The following is a 19090-nucleotide window of genomic DNA, read 5'->3' on the forward strand; positions in this document are numbered from 1 at the left end:
ACAACTGGCGAACCATTCAGTAGCCCTTTAGGGTTTGGTCAGTAACAAAGGCTTCCAGCCGTAGAGCAAACCACCCGTTATCACGGGTGGTTTTGACTTTTTCTTGAGGTACTTTTGCAATTCATACATTTTATTTAACGCTTCAAGCGGCGTCATTTCCAAAATGTCACAGTCTTTCAACTGCTGCAGCACATTCTTTTCTTTTTTAGACAGCTCCGGCTCCCTTGACAGGGACTGCTTACGCTCACTGAAATCAAAAAAGGAAAGCTGATTTTCTTCCACCACTTCTTGCGGAATACTCTCTTGCTCGGCCTTAACTTGTACGATTTCTTCTGACTTGACTTCCAAATCAGCTCCGGCTTCATCCTGCTTCTCAAGCTTGTCCAAAATGATGCGTGCCCGTTCAATTAAAGGCGTCGGCAGTTCAGCCAATTCCGCTACATGGATTCCGTAACTTTTATCAGCTGCCCCTTCTTTGATTTTATGAAGAAACACTACTTTGCCATTTTTCTCAACGGCGCTGACATGAACATTTTTGATGCTGGCTAGCTCTTCTTCCATGACAGTCAATTCATGATAGTGAGTAGAAAATAATGTTTTACAGCCAATATGCTCATGCACATATTCAATAATGGCCTGAGCCAACGCCATTCCATCATAAGTAGATGTACCGCGGCCGATTTCATCGAGCAAAATTAAACTCGATTGAGTCGCATTGGTTACGGCATTTTTCGTTTCGATCATTTCAACCATGAATGTACTCTGACCGGACACTAAATCATCGGCTGCTCCTATACGTGTAAAAATTTGATCAAAAATCGGCAATACCGCTTCATCAGCCGGAACGAAACAACCGATTTGAGCTAACACAGCCGTCAGTGCAACTTGACGCATGTACGTGCTTTTTCCCGACATATTCGGTCCTGTAATCAGTAAAATCGAGCGATCACTGTTCATGTGGCAATCATTTGGTACGTATTCCTGAGAATTCATCACTTTTTCCACCACCGGATGGCGTCCGTTTCGGATAGCGATGTTCCCATCAGCTGAGAATGACGGCTTTCGATAATGGCGCTCTTCGCTGATTTTCGCGAAGCATTGAAGAACATCCAGTTCACTTATGATTTTTGCCAGTGACTGCAAACGAGGGATAAACGCTTTGACTTCTTCACGAATATGCAAAAACAAATCATACTCAAGTTGAACGATTTGTTCTTCTGCTTCCAGTATAAGGGCTTCCTTTTCTTTCAACTCCGGCGTGATGAAACGTTCTGCATTGGCCAGCGTTTGCTTACGCTCATACATTCCTTCAGGCAGTGAAGAAAGGTTTGATTTCGTCACCTCAATATAATAGCCGAACACGCGATTGTAGCCGATTTTCAGCGATTTAATGCCCGTCTTTTCACGTTCGTGCTGTTCAAGAGAAGCAATCCATGATTTACCGTTTTTACTTGCATCGCGGTATTGATCAAGCTGATCATGATAACCGTCTTTAATAATGTCTCCTTCTTTGATGGAAAGAGGGGGATTGTCCTTTAGTCCTTTTTCCAATAAAGCTTCCAATTCCTCGCATCGGTCAATCTTCTCGGCCAGTTCACGGGCATAAGGATGCCCAAGGCGAGACACTACTTCCTGGATTCCAGGAATATTTTGCAACGATTTTTTTAATTGAATTAAATCGCGGGCATTTACGTTTCCAAATGCTACACGCCCTGCCAAACGCTCTAGGTCGTACACCTCTTTTAACAACTCACGCAGTTCTTCCCGCTCAAAGAATTGGGTCATGAGTGTTTCTACCATATTCAAACGATTTTCAATATGCTCTTGATTCAATAATGGGCGATCAATCCATTGCTTTAACAAACGTCCTCCCATCGCTGTCACCGTTTGATCTAGAAGCCATAGTAACGAACCCTTTTTGCCTTTTGTACGAATGGTTTCCGTTAATTCCAAGTTTCGTTTCGAAAATAAATCAATTTTCATAAATTCGTTGATTTGATAAAACTGCACAGGCTGCAGATGGTCTAATGAACGCTTTTGGGTACGAACTAAATAATGAACGAGACGAGAGAATGTCTGAACAAGCTTTTCCTGCTGAATATTTTCAATTAAAGATTGAAAGCTTTCAAGATTGGAAGTTTGCTGTTCGAACGACACCGTGATCGTTTGGCGTTCTCGTAACTTCTGGAGCTGTTCACCTGAAAAGTTAGCATCTACCACAATTTCTTTTACTTCTTTTGCATAAATTTCAGCAATGGCTTCCTCCCAGCTTCCCGTGATCAACGTAACGCTGTTTTCTCCAGTCGATAAATCAGAAAAAGCGAGACCATATGTGTCATCTTCAAACTGTGTAACCGAACAAAGGTAATTATTTTCTTTTTCTTCTAACCCGCCCTGCTCCATGAGGGTTCCAGGTGAAATGACTTGTACCACTTCACGTTTCACGACGCCTTTAGCGCTTTTCGGGTCTTCCACTTGTTCACAAATAGCCACTTTATATCCTTTTTCAATTAAACGGTCAATATACGTTGGAGCGGAATGATACGGCACCCCGCACATCGGAATGCGCCCTCCGTCACGGCTTGTCAGCGTTATTTCTAATTCCTGTGCCGCTTTGACGGCATCCTCAAAGAACATTTCGTAAAAATCGCCCAGGCGAAAAAATAAAAAGGCATCTTCATAATCTGCCTTTATCGTCAAATATTGTTGTATCATCGGCGTATATTCTGCCATGTGAATCCTCCATGCTATCTATCGTAAATTTCATTCAGTTTCATCATGAAATAATAAAGGAAACTTCCATTAGCGGGGGAGGTCGTTCATCCCCTACTGATGGTTGGTTAGGCCCGCACGATGCGGGATAATGGTATTATACCAACTTTTTATGTTCTTGTACAAAAGCCGACACACATCTCCTTTCTCAATCATTTACTAATAGTAACCTATTAATGGGAGGAGAAGTCAGTCACAATGGAAAAACACTCAGCATTTCAAGTTATCGACTTAAAAGAGTTGACAGAACATGGGGTAACAGGAAATAAGCAACTTGGACTCCTAGGCCAAACATTGACTTTCACTTGTGGTCTTCCGCGCCATACTTTCCCTGTTATTTTAACAAATGGTCAGTTTATAGATATTAAATATGAATCCGGGCCTATTACAGTGAGAATCGGATGCGGAAATCAATTCAATGAACTTACAGAAGTAATAGATTTACGAAACGGTCAAGCTGTGCAAGTAACTTGCTTAGAATAATGATCGCTTCACTTGGCAGTATGAGAGACATCTACTCTTCATGGGTAGATTTTTTTAATAGTTAGACTCACTTTAAAGAATGATGTCAATTTTCCACACTAAACTTTAATACAACCGATACATAAGAAAAACTTAGGCGGTTTCAAACCCCCTTCTATATCAAGGGGGTTTGCCGCCTAAGTCATTGATAATCATTCTTCATCGCCTAAAATAAAGTCGGGATTTAAGTCCTCAAATTCCTCATCATCAACATCAAAATCATCCGTGTCGTCACCTATACCATCTGGATTGACCGCCACACACACTTTTGTCTCACCAATAATTTCCGATAGCAGTTCTCTTTCAACTTGCACCAGCACTTTATTGCCATTAGGTGAAATGGTGCATTCTAAGCAATTGGGCTGCTGCAAAACACGGACAATCACTTCACAATCATCACTGACCGCATCTTCATCTTTATAACGAAGCTTAATGACATCTTTATAAGAAACCGTCTCTGTGCACACTTCTGTTTTCGTATTATCTTTGTGTGAATACCATGTATTAATATCATATGTGCCTTCAACTTCCACTGCATTTCCATGTTTTTTAGCGTGATAACGATGATTGATGACCCAGCAGCCAAGAATGCTTGTTGGTCGATTAGGCGGTGTAATCGTATGAGACGACTGCGTAAACTTTCTGCCTTTGCCAACAACGGCTTTTGTAATAATTTCTCTATAATTTGACATGCGAACATACCCTCCTCAAACAATCTTCATTTCATTGTATGCATGTTTTATAGCCAGTTTGCCGGTTGTTTAATAAAACTAAAAAAACATAAAAACCGCTATACTTCATTGTATGCTCGCATGTGCCAAGAATGACCACTTTTCCAAAAGGGGCGCATCCAAAAACGGTGAGGATCGTACCGTTTTTGAATACGCCATCAAATGAAACGGCATGAAGAATCCAGTAAAACCACTGATTTCCTTGCCGATTCATTTAATTAAAGTTCTTTTACGTAACACCTTTTGGCATCACTGTTTAAAAAAGCCTTAAACATAAAAAACGAGCAGGTTAATCCTGCTCGTTCCGCTTTTCTTCCTTCCAGCTCCTAATCTTTCGGTCGTTTCACTTCTGTCCATGAAACCAAAAAACGGTTTCCTAGCCAGAGTTCCAACGCCTCTCAAGATTAAACAGTCTCCTCCGCTTTTCTTTAGTGACAGCTGGTTCCGTTTGTTGAACGCACTTTAGAGCCTGTCTCACCGCGAAGAAGATCTCCGCCTGTTGATTCAATGATTTGGTCTGTAACCTGTTTGGAAATCGTGCTTGCTATTAATTGCATTAAGTCATTGACTACAACTTGGGATTCTTTGAATTCTTGAATGATTGGAAGCTCATCTAATTCTTCTTGAATAGCATCAATTTTCGCTTCCACTTGCTTTAACGCCTCTACTTTTCCATAGTGTTGGAAATTGACCGCTTGCTTTTGCAAGCTTTTGATGCTGGCAATCATTTCGCGAACCTTTTGATTTTCATTCAACTGTGCTTCCGCACGTTTAAAGAATTCTACTTCTTCCGTTGCTGCCATCATTTTTGCAAGTTCTCGAGCGCGTTGTACAATTTCGTCTTTTGTATATGCTGCCATTTTTATTTCACCTCTGCGACTTCTTCTATCATTTCTCCATTTAAAGACCAAGTTTTCGCTTCGATAATTTTCACTTTAACAAGTTTACCGATTGCTGATTTTGGTGCTTTAAAGTTGACAAGCTTGCTTTTGCGAGTGTAACCAGCTAATACGTCCGGATTATTTTTACTTTCACCCTCTACTAATACTTCGACAACTTTCCCCTCATATTCCTTTAATTTTTGAGCAGAAAGTTCATTGACAACCGCATTTAAACGCTGCAGGCGTTCTTTTTTCACTTCCATTGGAACGTTGTCTTGCATTTTTGCCGCTGGTGTACCTTCACGCGGTGAATAAATGAAAGTATAAGCACTGTCGAAGCCAACTTCACGATAAAGTGATAATGTTTCTTCGAACTGTTCTTCTGTCTCGTTCGGATAGCCAACAATGATATCTGTTGTCAATGAAACAGTTGGAATCGCTTCTTTAACTTTACGAACAAGCTCTAAATATTGCTCACGTGTATATTTACGAGCCATAATTTTCAAAATTTCCGTGCTTCCTGATTGAACCGGTAAGTGAATATGGTCAACTAAGTTGCCGCCTTTTGCTAACACCTCGATTAAATGATCATCAAAATCACGCGGATGGCTTGTTGTGAAACGAATGCGAGCGACATCGATTTTACGGATTTCATCCATTAAGTCTCCTAATCCGTACTGGATGTCTTCAAAGTCTTTTCCATATGCGTTTACGTTTTGTCCTAATAACGTAATTTCTTGATAGCCTTGTGCAGCTAAATGGCGCACTTCTTGAATAATCTCTTCCGGACGACGGCTGCGTTCTTTACCGCGAGTATACGGAACAATACAATACGTACAGAACTTGTCACAGCCGTACATGATGTTCACCCATGCCTTAATGTTTCCTTTACGCACTTTCGGCAGGTTTTCAATAACGTCCCCTTCTTTAGACCATACTTCTACGACCATCGCTTTTGATAAATAAGCTTCCTGTAAAATATATGGCAAGCGGTGAATGTTATGTGTACCGAAAATCATGTCTACATGTTGATGCTTGCTTAAAATTTTGTTAACAACTGACTCTTCCTGGGACATACAGCCACACACACCGATAAGTAAGTCCGGTCTTTCTCTTTTTAATGCTTTTAAATGTCCAATTTCCCCGAACACTTTATTTTCAGCATTTTCACGGATCGCACATGTATTTAAAAGAATGACATTGGCATCTTCCACGCTGTCTGTCGGCTCAAAGCCAAGTGCCATGAAAATTCCCGACATAACTTCCGTGTCATGCTCATTCATCTGACAGCCATATGTGCGGATGTAAAACTTGCGGCCGTCTCCCATGCCTCTAAATTGCTCATCAATTTTGAAGTCACTATGGTACTTTACTTCTTCTTTTCCGCGTTTCTTTGCATCCTTTAATGAAGGAGGCATGTAAACCGTTTCGAAATATTTGCTATAATCCTTGGCGGATTTTTTGTCCGAAGGATTTACTTGTGTGTTTTCTAAACGTTGTTTTTCGTTCATGTTTCTTCTCCTTTCAACAATAAAAAAACTCGTCACATTATTTTAGTATATATGTTCCTAACCTAACAAACAATAAGCGGATATGAGATTGAAGCTAATAATTTAGCTGAAGAAGACTCGTTATGAAAATCCAGTAAAACCAAGGACATAGTGACAGTCCTTTCAATAAAAAATAATACCTATGGTCTGTGCAGAACTTTTAGGACAGCTGCATATACAAAGAAAAAGAGAGGACAAATCCCTCTCTTTTTCTTTGAACCATTCATTATCATAGCATACTTATGAACATATTCCTAGGTCTTTCCTTTACCAGTCAATGGCTGTAGTTCTGCCCATCATTCAACTTGAAATATGAAACAACTATCAATTCCTTTATCTACGGATGCAAAATGATTTTCCCGCAGTTTCCTTGCATCATTAAGTCAAATCCCTCTTCAAATTTTTCAATAGGAAAACGGTGAGTAATAAGAGGTGTTACTTTAACATTTCCCGACTGCAGCAACTGTGATACCTGCTGCCAAGTCACAAACATTTTTCTCCCCGTAATCCCCTGAATGGTCACTCCTTTAAACACGATGTCATTCGTTATATCCACTTCGACTGGCCTCGCAGGTAAGCTCAAAATGGATATGCGTCCGCCATTGGTCACCATCTTGAGTCCTTGCCTGATCGCCGCTGGGTTCCCTGACATTTCACAAACGACATCCACTCCGTTTCCATCCGTCCACTCTAAGGCTTGCTGAACAGGGTTCTCTTTTACAGCATGACATACAGCTGTTGCCCCCATTTGCATGGCTAAATTCAATCGGTACTCGTTTATATCAAATGCCAATATTTTTGCTGCTCCCGTTGCAGAAGCGATTCCAATGGCCATTAACCCGATGGGACCACACCCCATCACTGCCACGGTTCTCCCCGCAATCTCTCCTGATAATACAGTATGAGCGGCGTTACCCATCGGCTCTTGAATAGAAGCAAGTTCAAAAGGCATATCGACTGGATTTTTCCAAATATTCCCAGTTGGTATCTTCACGTATTCCGCAAAACACCCTGGCATATCGACACCAAGGATGCTCGTCTGTCGACAAACATGATATTCTCCCCTTAAGCATTGAAGGCATCTTCCACATACTATGTGAGTTTCTCCGGATACATGATCTCCTATTTGAAGATGAGTCACTCTCTTTCCGATATCCACAATCTCTCCCGCAAATTCATGGCCAAAAATATAAGGCGGTTTTACACGGCTTTGCGCCCATTCATCCCACTTATAAATATGGAGATCTGTTCCGCAAATGGATGTCGCCTTCACCTTTACTAATACCTCATCTTCTTTTATTAAAGGACGGTTAACCAGTTCCAATTTTGCACCAAACCCGCGATGATGTTTCATGATGGCCTTCATTTGCTCTCTCATCGCCAACACTCTCCCACCTGTTATATGCCTGATGATTATTATTTACATCATATTCTGTTCGATCAAATCATGTACTAAAAGTTAGGATATCTACCTAAAAAAATCAGAAAAGCGCAAGTATCATCTAGTTGTGACAAGCGAGGGATAAATTGTGATATTAAAAAATCCCGGCTTAAGCATCTCACTTAAACCGGGATTTTAGTAGTTACATGAATTCAGCCACTAATTTTTTGAATTGTTCTTCAGGTAAATCTAAGTCTGCATGCACAAGAGGTGTTTCACTGTAACCATGTGCCAGCTCTTGATATGATTTTTGCTCTTTATTTTGGTAAATAAGCCCTGTTACTAAGCTGTTTTTATCCATTAAAGTTTGCATTGCCATGTTGCGGTTGCTTGGATCGTACCCTTCAATCGTACTTAAGCTTGTTAAGTTTTCTTTAAACCAATCATAAGTATTTACTTTATTGTATGTTACACAAGGGCTAAATACATTAATCAACGAGAAGCCTTTATGTTGTATACCTTGTTCAATTAAAGAAGTTAACTCTTTAAGGTCTGTTGAGAAGCTTTGCGCAACAAATGTCGCACCAGCCGTTAAAGCCAGTTCCATAACGGAAAGTGCTGACTCAATCGATCCTTGCGGCGTACTCTTTGTTTTAAAGCCCATCTCACTCCGCGGAGAGGTTTGGCCTTTTGTTAAACCATAGATTTGGTTATCCATGACGATATACGTGATGTCGATGTTACGGCGAATGGCATGGACTGTGTGTCCCATACCAATTGCAAAGCCGTCGCCGTCACCGCCTGAAGCGATAACTGTCAAATCACGGTTTGCCATTTTAACACCTTGAGCAATCGGTAAAGAACGCCCATGAATTCCATGAAATCCGTAAGAATTGATATAGCCGGAAATACGCCCAGAACAGCCGATACCTGAAATAACCGCTAAATCTTGCGGTTCAAGACCGACATTAGCAGCTGCACGCTGAATCGCTGCTTGTACGGAGAAGTCACCGCAACCCGGACACCAGTTTGGTTTTACGTTATTACGAAAATCTTTGAATGTTGCCATTTTAGAACAACTCCTTGCATTTTGTATAAACTTCATGTGGTAAGAACGGATTTCCATCGTATTTTACTACTTTTGAAATCTTCTCAGCGTGTCCTACATTCATTTTCATAATATTTGCAAGCTGTCCTGTTGCATTGTTTTCTACAACAGCCACTTTTTTAGCTGATTGAACAAGAGGCAAGATTTCATCTGCCGGAAACGGATGAATAAGACGAACATGGGCATGGTTTACTTTCAAGCCATCATTCTCTAAACGAGCCATTGCCTCTTCAATCGCACCTCGAGTTGAATTAAAACCGACGATTAAAAGATCTGCTTCTTCATGTTTAGCATCTTTGTATACCGGTGTTTTGAAGTTGATGTTTTCTGTTTTACGAAGGCGCTTGTCCATCTGTGCTCTACGATTTGAAGTCGCCTCAGACGGTTTACCAGTTTCATCATGTTCTACACCTGTTACATGGTGAATACCATTTGGCATACCAGGAACCACACGTGGTGATACACCGTCTTCTGTTACTTCATAGCGCTTGAAATACCCTTTATTCTCTATTTCAGGCAATTGAGCGTTTAAATCAAGCTTACCGCGGCGAATTTCTACTTGATCGTATTTTAACGGCTCTACCGTTTGTTTTCCTAAAGAAAGCTGTAAATCTGTTAAAAGGATAACCGGACATTGATATTCCTCTGCAAGATTAAACGCTTCCACTGTATCATAAAATGCCTCTTCTACAGTACTTGGCGCCATAACAATCTTTGGAATCTCACCATGGGTACCATAAATCATCGCCATCAAGTCAGATTGTTCTTGTTTTGTAGGAAGACCTGTACTTGGACCTCCGCGTTGTGTATCGATGATAACGACAGGCGTTTCTGTAATCCCAGCTAAACCGATTGCTTCCATCATTAATGAAAGACCAGGTCCTGCAGATGCTGTTAATGCACGAACACCAGCGTAGTTTGCACCGATGGCCATCGTACATGCGGCAATCTCATCTTCTGTTTGAATAACAGTTCCGCCTAGCTTCGGAAGCTCTTTAATTAAATATTCCATAATCTCTGACGCAGGAGTAATAGGATATGCAGGCATAAAACGTGACCCTGCCGCAACTGCTCCTAACGCGATAGCATCGTTACCGATCATGAACATACGTTTTTGACCGTCCGCTTTTTCAAGCTTCATCGTCTGTACATTGTCGCCGACCTGTTGCTTAACAAATTCGGCACCGCGACGAATGGCCTCAAGGTTTTTATCTACTACTTGCTGGCCTTTTCGACCAAAAATTTCTTGAACCATTTCCTGGAACACTTCAACATCTAAATCAAGAACCGCACTCGATGCTCCGACTGCTACCATGTTTTTCATTAACGAAGTTCCTAGTTCAGTTGCAATCTCTGTAAATGGAACAGAGTATAATGTAATTGTAGTGCTTTCAGGAATGGTCGGGTTGAATTTTGCATCAGCAATGACAATCCCGCCATCTCGAAGCTCATGGAAATTTACGTCAATGGTTTCTTGGTCAAAAGCTACTAATATATCAAGGTCGTCAGAGATCGAGCGAACTTGAGTCGTGCTTACACGAATTTTATTGTTAGTATGACCACCTTTAATACGAGATGAAAAGTGGCGATACCCATATAAATAGTATCCTAATCGATTTAATGCGATGGAGAAAATTTCCCCTGTACTTTCAATACCTTCTCCTTGTTGTCCGCCAACTTTCCATGAAAGTTGTTTTACCATGTCTTACACCCCTTTAAATACGATGATCTACAAGTATTAGTGTGGCACTTCTCCAAGCAAATCCTAGAATGAAAATTGTATATAAATCTATATCATTGTTTGGATATGTACTAATTGCTTACAATTCTAGACCTATCCCTGTAAAAATGCAACCCTTTCCAACTATTTCGTGACGAAAACATAAATATTTTTGGATTTTTTGTTATTTTGGCATTTTTCTATAAAAATTATCGAAAAGTAAGTTATTTACTTGTTTATCAGAATAATATTTTAACAGCTTATTGATTAACAAATCGTATCCCTGATAATTATGTAATCCCTTTACCGTATCAACAATTCCATCAAAGTCTGAGCCGAATCCGACATGATGTTCGCCGCCTAACTCGCATACATATTCGACATGGCGCAAAACATCATCAACTGTTGCCTCCTGCCCCTCTGTTAAAAATGCCGGAACGAATGTAATGCCCATAATTCCATTTCGGTCTATAAGCGCTTTTATTTGCTCATCTTTTAAGTTTCGCGGATGGGGGCATAAAGAATACACATTGGAGTGAGAAGCAATAGGATAATCCGCTGTCTCCATGACATCCCAAAATCCTTTGACAGATAGATGGGAGACATCTGTCCACACTTTCGCTTCATTATTTACCTGTACGACTTGTTTGCCAAAAGACGAAAGACCCGCTCCCCTTTCTTCTAAAATACCGTCGGCTGCCGCATTACTATAATTCCATGTCAAACCGACAGAAGATACTCCGAGGCGTAATAAGGTTTGCAGGCGAGCAATATTATGGCCGATTGCGTCACATCCTTCAAGCGTCAGCATCGCCCCGATTTCCCCTTTTTTCAACTGATCGATATCTCGCTTTGTACAGACGAGTTTCATTTGCGGGGTGGATAAAATACGAGTATAAAAAAGCTCAATCATTTCTAGTGCCGCATCAAAGCGCTGATCATACGGTACGCTCTCAGAAACATAAATGGCAAACAACTGCACCTTTGCATGTGTTTTCTCCAACAATTCAAGCGTTACATGCAGACGATGGTCTCTTTCAAAGTAAAGGTTTGGATTCATCCATAATTTCATAAGGACATCACAATGAGCATCAAAAACTTTCATGTTTCTCTCTCCTTTCCGCGATGTTTTAAGAGAAAATAGTTGCATAACCACTCAACTAAATAAAACGCCATGGGAAATCCGTAAGAAAAAGGATTTCCCATGACGCCTCATTTCCCCTCCATATTTATCCTTCTTCTAACAGCGCATCATTTCATCGCTTCACAAAAGGATAACTACCTCTAAGAGCGGCATACTATTGTCGGCAGTCTTGTCCTCTCTTGAAGGTTTATATTATCGGGGCTCTACAATTAACTTAATGGCTGTTCTTTCTTCACCATCTATTTGAATGTCCGTAAATGCCGGAATACAAATCAAGTCAACACCACTTGGTGCCACAAACCCTCTGGCAATCGCTACAGCCTTTACAGCCTGATTTAAAGCCCCTGCTCCAATCGCTTGAATTTCTGCTGCCCCTCTTTCGCGTAGTACCCCTGCAAGTGCACCGGCTACAGAATTTGGGTTAGATTTTGCTGAAACTTTTAATATTTCCATTCCGAGCTCCTCCTTATTCTTTACAATGTATGCTGAGTGTTCATTAGAACAATGGGATAACTGATTTCACTGATACTATATTCACGATATTTAGAACGTATTCCTGCTTCCCCTTCCTTTTTTTTCAAAAAATTCAGCCAATCGCTCTTGTCTGTAAAAAAGAGGCAACCTTCCAGGCTGCCTCTCATTGACTGTATTCTTTTCACGCTCTCTAACTTTAACCAACTATATCTCGTATTGTTCCCTTACAGAAGAAACGCCCTATTTATTCAAAGAATGGGAAATCATCGTTAATTAAAATCCGATCCATTTTTTTCGCTTTTCCCGTCTTATTATCAACATCAATAATGACCGCGCTGAGCTGCGTACGGCCTTCCGTCACTTCAAAACGGACAGGAAGATTCGTTAAAAACCTTTTGATGACCGCATCGCGATCTACCCCTAAAATGCCATCATACGGTCCCGTCATCCCCACATCCGAGATATAAGCTGTTCCATTCGGCAAAATGCGGTTATCGGCTGTTTGAACATGTGTATGTGTCCCTACGACAGCTGTTACCCTTCCATCTAAATACCAACCAAGAGCCTGCTTTTCACTTGTGGCTTCTGCATGGAAATCAACAAAAATGATGGAAGCCCGTTTTTTCGCCTCATCAATCAATTCGTCCGCTTTTTTAAATGGGCAATCAAGAGGAGGCATAAACGTACGGCCTTGCAAATTGATGACCGCAACCTCTTGCTTATCGCAAGTGAAATATACAATCCCCTTTCCAGGTGTTCCTTCCGGGAAATTGGCAGGACGAACCAGTTGTTTAGCATCATCGACGAATTCAAAAATGTCTTTTTTATCCCATGCATGATTACCGAGCGTTACAACATTGGCTCCAAGCTCAAGAAAACGGCGGTAAATTTTTTCTGTGATTCCTTTTCCGCTTGCTGCATTCTCTCCATTGACAATGGTCATGGACGGCAAGTACTTTTGCTTTAGTTTCGGTAAATATGTTTCAATCATTTCTCGACCCGGAGAGCCAACTACGTCTCCGACAAAAAGAATTTTCATTATAAAGCCCCTTTTATGTAATCTAGTTCATTGTCATTGTCTCATAGTGTACCATATGATGGCGAAGCAGTCGAAAAGAGGTCGAGAACGACAAATGGTTTTGGCGTTCCCGACCTCTTTTGTTTCTTCTTACCATAAAGAGCGGTTAGCTTAGTTCCTTACGGTTTTGAAGAGTTCATTATTTTGCATATTCGACTGCTCTTGTTTCCCGAATCACAGTTACTTTAATGTGACCTGGATAATCAAGCTCTTCTTCAATGCGTTTACGGATATCCCGTGCTAATCGATGCGCTTCTAAATCATCGATTGTATCTGGTTTTACCATGATACGCACTTCACGTCCTGCTTGAATCGCAAACGATTTCTCTACACCCTCGTATGATTCTGAAATCTCTTCCAGTTTTTCAAGGCGGCGAATGTAGTTTTCTAACGTCTCACTTCGCGCTCCAGGACGAGCTGCAGATAAAGCATCAGCCGCAGCTACAAGAACCGCAATAACAGATGTTGGTTCAGTATCACCATGATGCGAGGCAATGGCATTTATAACAACCGGATGTTCCTTATACTTCGTTGCTAATTCTACACCAATTTCAACATGGCTTCCTTCTACCTCATGATCAATCGCTTTTCCAATATCATGCAGTAAGCCCGCACGTCTTGCCAGCACTTCATCTTCGCCAAGCTCAGCTGCCATTAAGCCTGCCAGGAAAGAAACTTCCATTGAGTGCTTTAACACGTTTTGGCCGTAGCTTGTTCTAAATTTCAAGCGACCTAAAATTTTAATTAAATCCGGATGGAGACCGTGAACACCAACTTCGAAGGTTGTTTGTTCACCCACTTCGCGAATATACTCGTCCACTTCTCGACGTGACTTTTCCACCATCTCCTCGATTCGAGCAGGGTGAATACGTCCGTCTTGAACAAGTTTATCAAGAGCGATTCTTGCAGTCTCACGACGAATAGGATCAAAGCCAGATAGAATAACGGCTTCTGGTGTATCGTCAATAATTAAGTCAATACCTGTCAATGTTTCTAACGTACGAATATTGCGTCCTTCACGGCCGATAATACGACCCTTCATTTCATCATTTGGTAAGTTAACAACCGATACCGTCGTTTCTGCAACATGGTCAGCTGCACAACGCTGAATGGCAAGAGAAAGGATTTCTTTCGCTTTTTTATCCGCTTCTTCTTTTGCACGGTTTTCTGTTTCTTTTACCATTAGAGCAAGCTCATGTGAAAGTTCATTTTCGACACGCTCAATTATAATTTGACGTGCATCCTCTCGTGTTAAACCTGAAATACGCTCCAACTCCACTTGTTGGTTACGCACCATCTCTTCCACTTTGCTTTCCATCTCTTCAATCTGCTGTTGTCTACTAGCGAGAGAATCTTCTTTCTTCTCTAACATCGCTTCTCGCTTATCTAAAGATTCATCCTTACGGTCAAGATTCTCTTCTTTTTGCATTAATCGATTTTCTTGTTTTTGAAGTTCAATTCTGCGATCACGAATATCTTGTTCCGCCTCTGTACGAATAGTATGAATTTCATCTTTCGCTTCAAGCAGGGCTTCTTTCTTTAGGGCGTCCGCCTCACGGTTCGCTTCATCAATGATTTGCTCAGCAACGGACTTTGCTCCCGCTATTTTAGCTTCCGCAATCGATTTACGACCAAAAAAGCCAACAACTGCACCGACGATCGTGGCAAGCAAAATGAAGATGATAGTTGTAGGTTCCATCATATCACCTCCTCTTGCTATGAACTGGTTAGTAACTTTAAAAATTGTCGGCATGTATATTGTTTCATGTTTCAACATACACACAAAGGCTTTTAGCAATGCTCAATACTTGAAAAATGGAAAATATACAATTTAATTGTAAAGGTGGTGAATTTTATTGTCAAGCCTGTCAGCCTTTGTCAGCTCTGAAAAATAAAGACTTCAGCCACTTTTCATGAAGATAACGCTTTCTGATATCATATATGGCCATGTATTTTCCTATATAATATTTGGAAAATACCATAAAAAAGGCACACTCGTTGTGTGCCTTTACTAGAATTTAAATTTCAAATTCCTCTTGGTCCTCATCATCGACTGATAAAGGAGCTTTAACATCCTGATCTAAGCCGTAATGTTCACGAATTTGCATAGCGACCTCAAGACGAACTTCAGGATTCTCTTTCAAGAATTGTTTCGCATTTTCGCGCCCCTGGCCTAAGCGTTCTTCATTATAGGAATACCAAGAACCACTCTTTTGAACGATATCCAATTCAGTACCCATGTCTAAAATTTCGCCTTCTTTTGAAACGCCCTCACCATACATAATATCCACTTCCGCTACACGGAATGGAGGCGCTACTTTGTTTTTGACTACTTTTACTTTCGTTTTATTACCTACAATATCATTTCCTTGTTTTAACTGTTCGGCGCGGCGCACTTCTAAACGTATCGTCGAATAGAACTTAAGCGCGCGTCCCCCTGGAGTTGTTTCAGGCACTATCTATAGATTTACCATTTCTATAGCACGGACTATCTCTTCATCTCTAAAATAGAGAGCCTTGCACTTCCAGCAGCAGCCTATCTCCTGCCGTACCCTACTCAGTTAGCTTTCTAAGCCCTTTTCGGTAGTCTCTACACCTTCCTTATACTCTATAAGGCTCGGCACGGTATTACCCATTTATGGAGGGCTTCACCGTTAGCAGCTTTCCAGCCACACCCCTAGGCAATAGGGTTCACAAGGTTTTTTAACTTACTATCACTAGCAAGGGAAACCCAGTGTAAACTCCTTAATCATTTTGATTAAGCAACTACGAGTTGATTTCCAAACATAACCCCAACTTTTTCACGGATCTGGTTGATGAATACCGCAATCGTTTTGGATTTGTTGATCGCACCTGATAGTTTACGAAGAGCCTGTGACATAAGACGCGCTTGTAAACCTACATGGGCGTCACCCATCTCTCCTTCAATCTCTGCTTTTGGAACAAGGGCTGCTACCGAGTCAACAACGATAATATCAACTGCTCCGCTTCGTACAAGAGCTTCAGCAATTTCTAACGCTTGCTCTCCTGTATCCGGCTGGGAAAGAAGTAATTCATCGATATTTACACCAAGTTTTTGAGCATAAACAGGATCAAGAGCGTGTTCAGCATCGATGAATGCTGCTGTTCCCCCGTTTTGCTGTACTTCAGCAATCGCATGAAGGGCAAATGTCGTTTTACCCGAACTTTCAGGTCCGTAAATTTCAACAATACGTCCGCGTGGATATCCTCCTACTCCTAACGCTACATCAAGAGCTAGCGATCCGCTTGGAACAGTGGAGATTTTTCGTTCTGTTTGTTCCCCGAGCTTCATGACGGAACCTTTACCAAATTGTTTTTCGATTTGTTTCAATGCCATATCTAATGCGGCTTGACGATCGTTCACGTATTTTCCTCCTTTATATAAACTTGCGGTTTGCAAGTTTCACTTCCTATCATTTATATTACCTCTTTTATATCATTTAATCGAAACATGCTAAATTTGTTTCGCATAACTTACTAGCAACTTTCTATTAATACTATACATTTTTTTTTATCATTTGCCAAGTAAAAAACGAATAAACGTTCGATTTTATTCTGTAGGGAGGATTACCTCCCTACAGAATAAACCAGTTGCGCTAAAGCGCAACTGGAAAAAGAATTTTCTACTTTTGCCGATAAAAGAACATAAAAACAGCTGTGCCAGAGTGAACTGCACAGCTGTTTTTATGGCTACTTTCTATATTTCCAATATATGAGAGCACAAAATAGTACACTAGAATTCATTTTAACAATCGAAGCAAGTAATAGCAGCCATATTTGACCGCTCTTGTACGGATGGACTGGCGTCCTCCGGAAAGCTGAAGATGATACACTTCTGTCGGTTCGTTTTCAATCGCAATTCCCATGAATACGGTTCCGACTTCTTTTCCTTCTTGTACTTTCGGTCCCGCTACACCTGTAAAACTGATGCCAATATTAGAACGGCAAAGCTGTCGGACATTTTCAGCCATTTCTTTAGCACACTGCTGACTTACCGCTCCATGATCTTGCAAAGTATCAGCAGATACGCCGACAACGTGCTGCTTCACTTCATTTTGATAACAAATAATCCCCCCCTGTACAATATCTCCTGCACCGGGAAGAGAGACTAAACGTTCACTGAACAAGCCGCCTGTTAAACTTTCAGCACTCGCAATCGTTAATCCCTTCTCTTTTAAAAGATTAAGAACTTCCTCATATAAAGTAGTCTCTTCATAACCGTAGAAAAATTCATGAACACGTTCCTGAATTTGGCGCTCCACCTCATCCAGCATACTAATCGCTTCTTCTTTTGACGAGTGCTTCGCGGTCAAGCGCAACGTCACTTCGCCATCTCCAGCGAGCGGAGCAATCGTTGGATTTGTTTGACGGTCAAGCAAATCTTCAATTTCTGTCTCCAACTGTGATTCCCCGATACCGAAAAAACGCAGTACGCGTGATTCAATTCGTTCTACCTTTCCAAGCTGTTTCGCAATATAATCCCTGCCAAACGTTTGGAACATTGGCTGCATTTCTTTAGGAGGTCCCGGAAGCAGCATATAGTGGGTATCTCCAATTTTAAGAGCCATTCCGGGAGCCATGCCGTGATGATTGAACAGAATGGTTGACTCTTCCAGCACAAGCGCCTGTTTCCGATTATTCGGTGTCATCACCCGGTTGGTTTTACGAAAGTACTCCTCGATGCTATCAAGTGCCTCCTGATGGATGACCAATCGCTTGCCAAGCATTGCTGCAATCGTTTCTTTTGTTAGATCATCCTTCGTCGGTCCCAGCCCGCCTGTAAAAATAATTAAATCAGCCCTTTTCTGTGCAACCTCAATCGTTTTTTTCAATCGCTCAGCATTATCCCCAACTACTGTGTGATAAAAGACGTTTACACCGATTTCAGCAAGCTGCTTTGAAAGGAACTGGGCATTCGTGTTAGCAATTTGGCCCAGTAATAATTCAGATCCAACCGCGATAATCTCCGTATTCATGTTCTTCATCTCACTTTTTATTTAGAATTCACAAACACACTCTTGTTTTTCGCAAAATAATCCCAGCCGGATACAATTGTAAAAATAACCGCAACCCATAATGCGATAGTTGCAAACGGAAATGGGATAAGCTCAAACGGCAAATTATGTAACAGTAAAGCTGAAATGGCCACAATCTGTGCCCACGTTTTAATTTTACCAAGCATATTGGCGGCAACAACTTCCCCTCCGCCTGCAAGCACTAAACGTAAACCCGTTACAGCAAACTCACGGCTAATAATAACGATTGCAGCCCAGGCTGGAGCTAATTGAAGTTCTACTAAAGCAATAAGAGCCGCTGATACAAGCAATTTGTCAGCCAGCGGATCCAGAAACTTTCCAAGATTCGTGACCATATTATATTTTCGAGCATAATAACCATCAATCCAATCAGTTGTGGAAGCAACGATAAAAATAAGGGCCCCCACTAGATGCGTGACCGGAATCGATACGGTACCAATCCGCCAATCTCCCCAAGAAAAAGGTGCAAGTATAATGATTAAAAATAATGGAATTAAACAAATTCTTGAAATGGTAATCTTGTTAGGTAAATTCACTATGATTCCTCCAATATCGCATTAAACAGTATGAAATGTAGAAAACAGGGTGACTCGATAAGATCGTTCCCTATCAAGCCACCCTAAATGGAACAAATCGCTTCTTCAAGCAAATATCATGTATGGCGAAGAAGGT

15 protein-coding genes and 1 pseudogene are annotated in these 19090 nt (G+C 41.1%); 1 reads left to right on the top strand and 15 read right to left on the bottom strand.

Going from position 1 to position 19090, the window contains the following annotated elements; all coding sequences use genetic code 11:
• Nucleotides 1-27 precede the first annotated feature (27 nt).
• The gene (mutS, locus tag BK575_RS20060; RefSeq protein ID WP_078413123.1) at nt 28-2733 is read right to left on the bottom strand and encodes a DNA mismatch repair protein MutS; all 2706 of its coding nucleotides are present in this window, start codon (nt 2731-2733) and stop codon (nt 28-30) included.
• Nucleotides 2734-2970: 237 nt separating this feature from the next.
• Here mutS and BK575_RS20065 point away from each other — a divergent pair, with 237 nt between their 5' ends.
• A complete protein-coding gene (locus BK575_RS20065) occupies nt 2971-3255 on the top strand; it encodes a hypothetical protein (protein ID WP_078413125.1) in 285 nt (94 codons plus the stop codon).
• A 191-nt stretch (nt 3256-3446) separates the two neighbouring features.
• Here BK575_RS20065 and BK575_RS20070 read toward each other — a convergent pair whose 3' ends face one another.
• The 14 genes and pseudogenes from BK575_RS20070 to pgsA form a co-directional block, all read right to left on the bottom strand.
• The gene (locus BK575_RS20070) at nt 3447-3986 is read right to left on the bottom strand and encodes an outer spore coat protein CotE (protein ID WP_078413127.1); all 540 of its coding nucleotides are present in this window, start codon (nt 3984-3986) and stop codon (nt 3447-3449) included.
• A 467-nt stretch (nt 3987-4453) separates the two neighbouring features.
• On the bottom strand, nt 4454-4885 hold the full coding sequence (locus BK575_RS20080; protein ID WP_078413131.1) for a YlbF/YmcA family competence regulator: 432 nt from the start codon (nt 4883-4885) through the stop codon (nt 4454-4456).
• Nucleotides 4886-4887: 2 nt separating this feature from the next.
• Nucleotides 4888-6417 (bottom strand): tRNA (N6-isopentenyl adenosine(37)-C2)-methylthiotransferase MiaB, encoded by a 1530-nt coding sequence (miaB, locus tag BK575_RS20085; RefSeq protein ID WP_078413133.1) that lies wholly within the window; start codon nt 6415-6417, stop codon nt 4888-4890.
• Nucleotides 6418-6793: 376 nt separating this feature from the next.
• A complete protein-coding gene (tdh, locus tag BK575_RS20090) occupies nt 6794-7834 on the bottom strand; it encodes an L-threonine 3-dehydrogenase (RefSeq protein ID WP_078414890.1) in 1041 nt (346 codons plus the stop codon).
• 205 nt (nt 7835-8039) lie between these two features.
• Entirely contained in the window at nt 8040-8906 is an 867-nt protein-coding gene (locus BK575_RS20095; RefSeq protein WP_078413135.1) for a 2-oxoacid:ferredoxin oxidoreductase subunit beta, read from the bottom strand.
• Between the two features lies 1 nt (nt 8907).
• A complete protein-coding gene (locus tag BK575_RS20100) occupies nt 8908-10647 on the bottom strand; it encodes a 2-oxoacid:acceptor oxidoreductase subunit alpha (RefSeq protein WP_078413137.1) in 1740 nt (579 codons plus the stop codon).
• Nucleotides 10648-10849: 202 nt separating this feature from the next.
• Nucleotides 10850-11770, bottom strand: coding sequence for a dipeptidase (locus tag BK575_RS20105; RefSeq protein ID WP_078413139.1), 921 nt, complete (start codon nt 11768-11770; stop codon nt 10850-10852).
• A 231-nt stretch (nt 11771-12001) separates the two neighbouring features.
• Nucleotides 12002-12262, bottom strand: coding sequence for a stage V sporulation protein SpoVS (gene spoVS / locus BK575_RS20110; protein WP_003181955.1), 261 nt, complete (start codon nt 12260-12262; stop codon nt 12002-12004).
• Nucleotides 12263-12527: 265 nt separating this feature from the next.
• Nucleotides 12528-13322, bottom strand: a complete 795-nt coding sequence (locus BK575_RS20115) for a TIGR00282 family metallophosphoesterase (protein WP_078413141.1) — start codon at nt 13320-13322, stop codon at nt 12528-12530.
• A gap of 178 nt (nt 13323-13500) precedes the next feature.
• Nucleotides 13501-15060: a ribonuclease Y gene (gene rny / locus BK575_RS20120; RefSeq protein WP_078413143.1), complete on the bottom strand. Its 1560-nt coding sequence runs from the start codon at nt 15058-15060 to the stop codon at nt 13501-13503.
• A 319-nt stretch (nt 15061-15379) separates the two neighbouring features.
• The gene (locus BK575_RS20125) at nt 15380-15817 is read right to left on the bottom strand and encodes a recombinase RecA family protein (RefSeq protein ID WP_407984356.1); all 438 of its coding nucleotides are present in this window, start codon (nt 15815-15817) and stop codon (nt 15380-15382) included.
• A gap of 320 nt (nt 15818-16137) precedes the next feature.
• Nucleotides 16138-16746, bottom strand: a pseudogene (gene recA, locus BK575_RS20130) (recombinase RecA); the annotation flags it as partial.
• 376 nt (nt 16747-17122) lie between these two features.
• Complete coding sequence (locus BK575_RS20135) at nt 17123-18358, bottom strand: competence/damage-inducible protein A (protein ID WP_078413147.1); 1236 nt, start codon at nt 18356-18358, stop codon at nt 17123-17125.
• 17 nt (nt 18359-18375) lie between these two features.
• Nucleotides 18376-18954, bottom strand: coding sequence for a CDP-diacylglycerol--glycerol-3-phosphate 3-phosphatidyltransferase (gene pgsA / locus BK575_RS20140; protein ID WP_078413149.1), 579 nt, complete (start codon nt 18952-18954; stop codon nt 18376-18378).
• Nucleotides 18955-19090 lie beyond the last annotated feature (136 nt).

It is taken from the genome of Priestia abyssalis, from assembly GCF_002019595.1.
GTDB classification, from domain to species: Bacteria; Bacillota; Bacilli; order Bacillales; family Bacillaceae_H; genus Bacillus_BA; species Bacillus_BA abyssalis.

What these genes read in the sequence shown, in the direction of transcription:
- BK575_RS20135 (WP_078413147.1), bottom strand. Translation starts at nt 18,358, where the DNA reads ATGAATACGGAGATTATCGCGGTTGGATCTGAATTATTACTGGGCCAA.
- BK575_RS20070 (WP_078413127.1), bottom strand. Translation starts at nt 3,986, where the DNA reads ATGTCAAATTATAGAGAAATTATTACAAAAGCCGTTGTTGGCAAAGGC.
- BK575_RS20095 (WP_078413135.1), bottom strand. Translation starts at nt 8,906, where the DNA reads ATGGCAACATTCAAAGATTTTCGTAATAACGTAAAACCAAACTGGTGT.
- BK575_RS20100 (WP_078413137.1), bottom strand. Translation starts at nt 10,647, where the DNA reads ATGGTAAAACAACTTTCATGGAAAGTTGGCGGACAACAAGGAGAAGGT.
- rny (WP_078413143.1), bottom strand. Translation starts at nt 15,060, where the DNA reads ATGGAACCTACAACTATCATCTTCATTTTGCTTGCCACGATCGTCGGT.
- BK575_RS20115 (WP_078413141.1), bottom strand. Translation starts at nt 13,322, where the DNA reads ATGAAAATTCTTTTTGTCGGAGACGTAGTTGGCTCTCCGGGTCGAGAA.
- mutS (WP_078413123.1), bottom strand. Translation starts at nt 2,733, where the DNA reads ATGGCAGAATATACGCCGATGATACAACAATATTTGACGATAAAGGCA.
- BK575_RS20080 (WP_078413131.1), bottom strand. Translation starts at nt 4,885, where the DNA reads ATGGCAGCATATACAAAAGACGAAATTGTACAACGCGCTCGAGAACTT.
- tdh (WP_078414890.1), bottom strand. Translation starts at nt 7,834, where the DNA reads ATGAGAGAGCAAATGAAGGCCATCATGAAACATCATCGCGGGTTTGGT.
- BK575_RS20105 (WP_078413139.1), bottom strand. Translation starts at nt 11,770, where the DNA reads ATGAAAGTTTTTGATGCTCATTGTGATGTCCTTATGAAATTATGGATG.
- BK575_RS20065 (WP_078413125.1), top strand. Translation starts at nt 2,971, where the DNA reads ATGGAAAAACACTCAGCATTTCAAGTTATCGACTTAAAAGAGTTGACA.
- miaB (WP_078413133.1), bottom strand. Translation starts at nt 6,417, where the DNA reads ATGAACGAAAAACAACGTTTAGAAAACACACAAGTAAATCCTTCGGAC.
- spoVS (WP_003181955.1), bottom strand. Translation starts at nt 12,262, where the DNA reads ATGGAAATATTAAAAGTTTCAGCAAAATCTAACCCAAATTCTGTAGCC.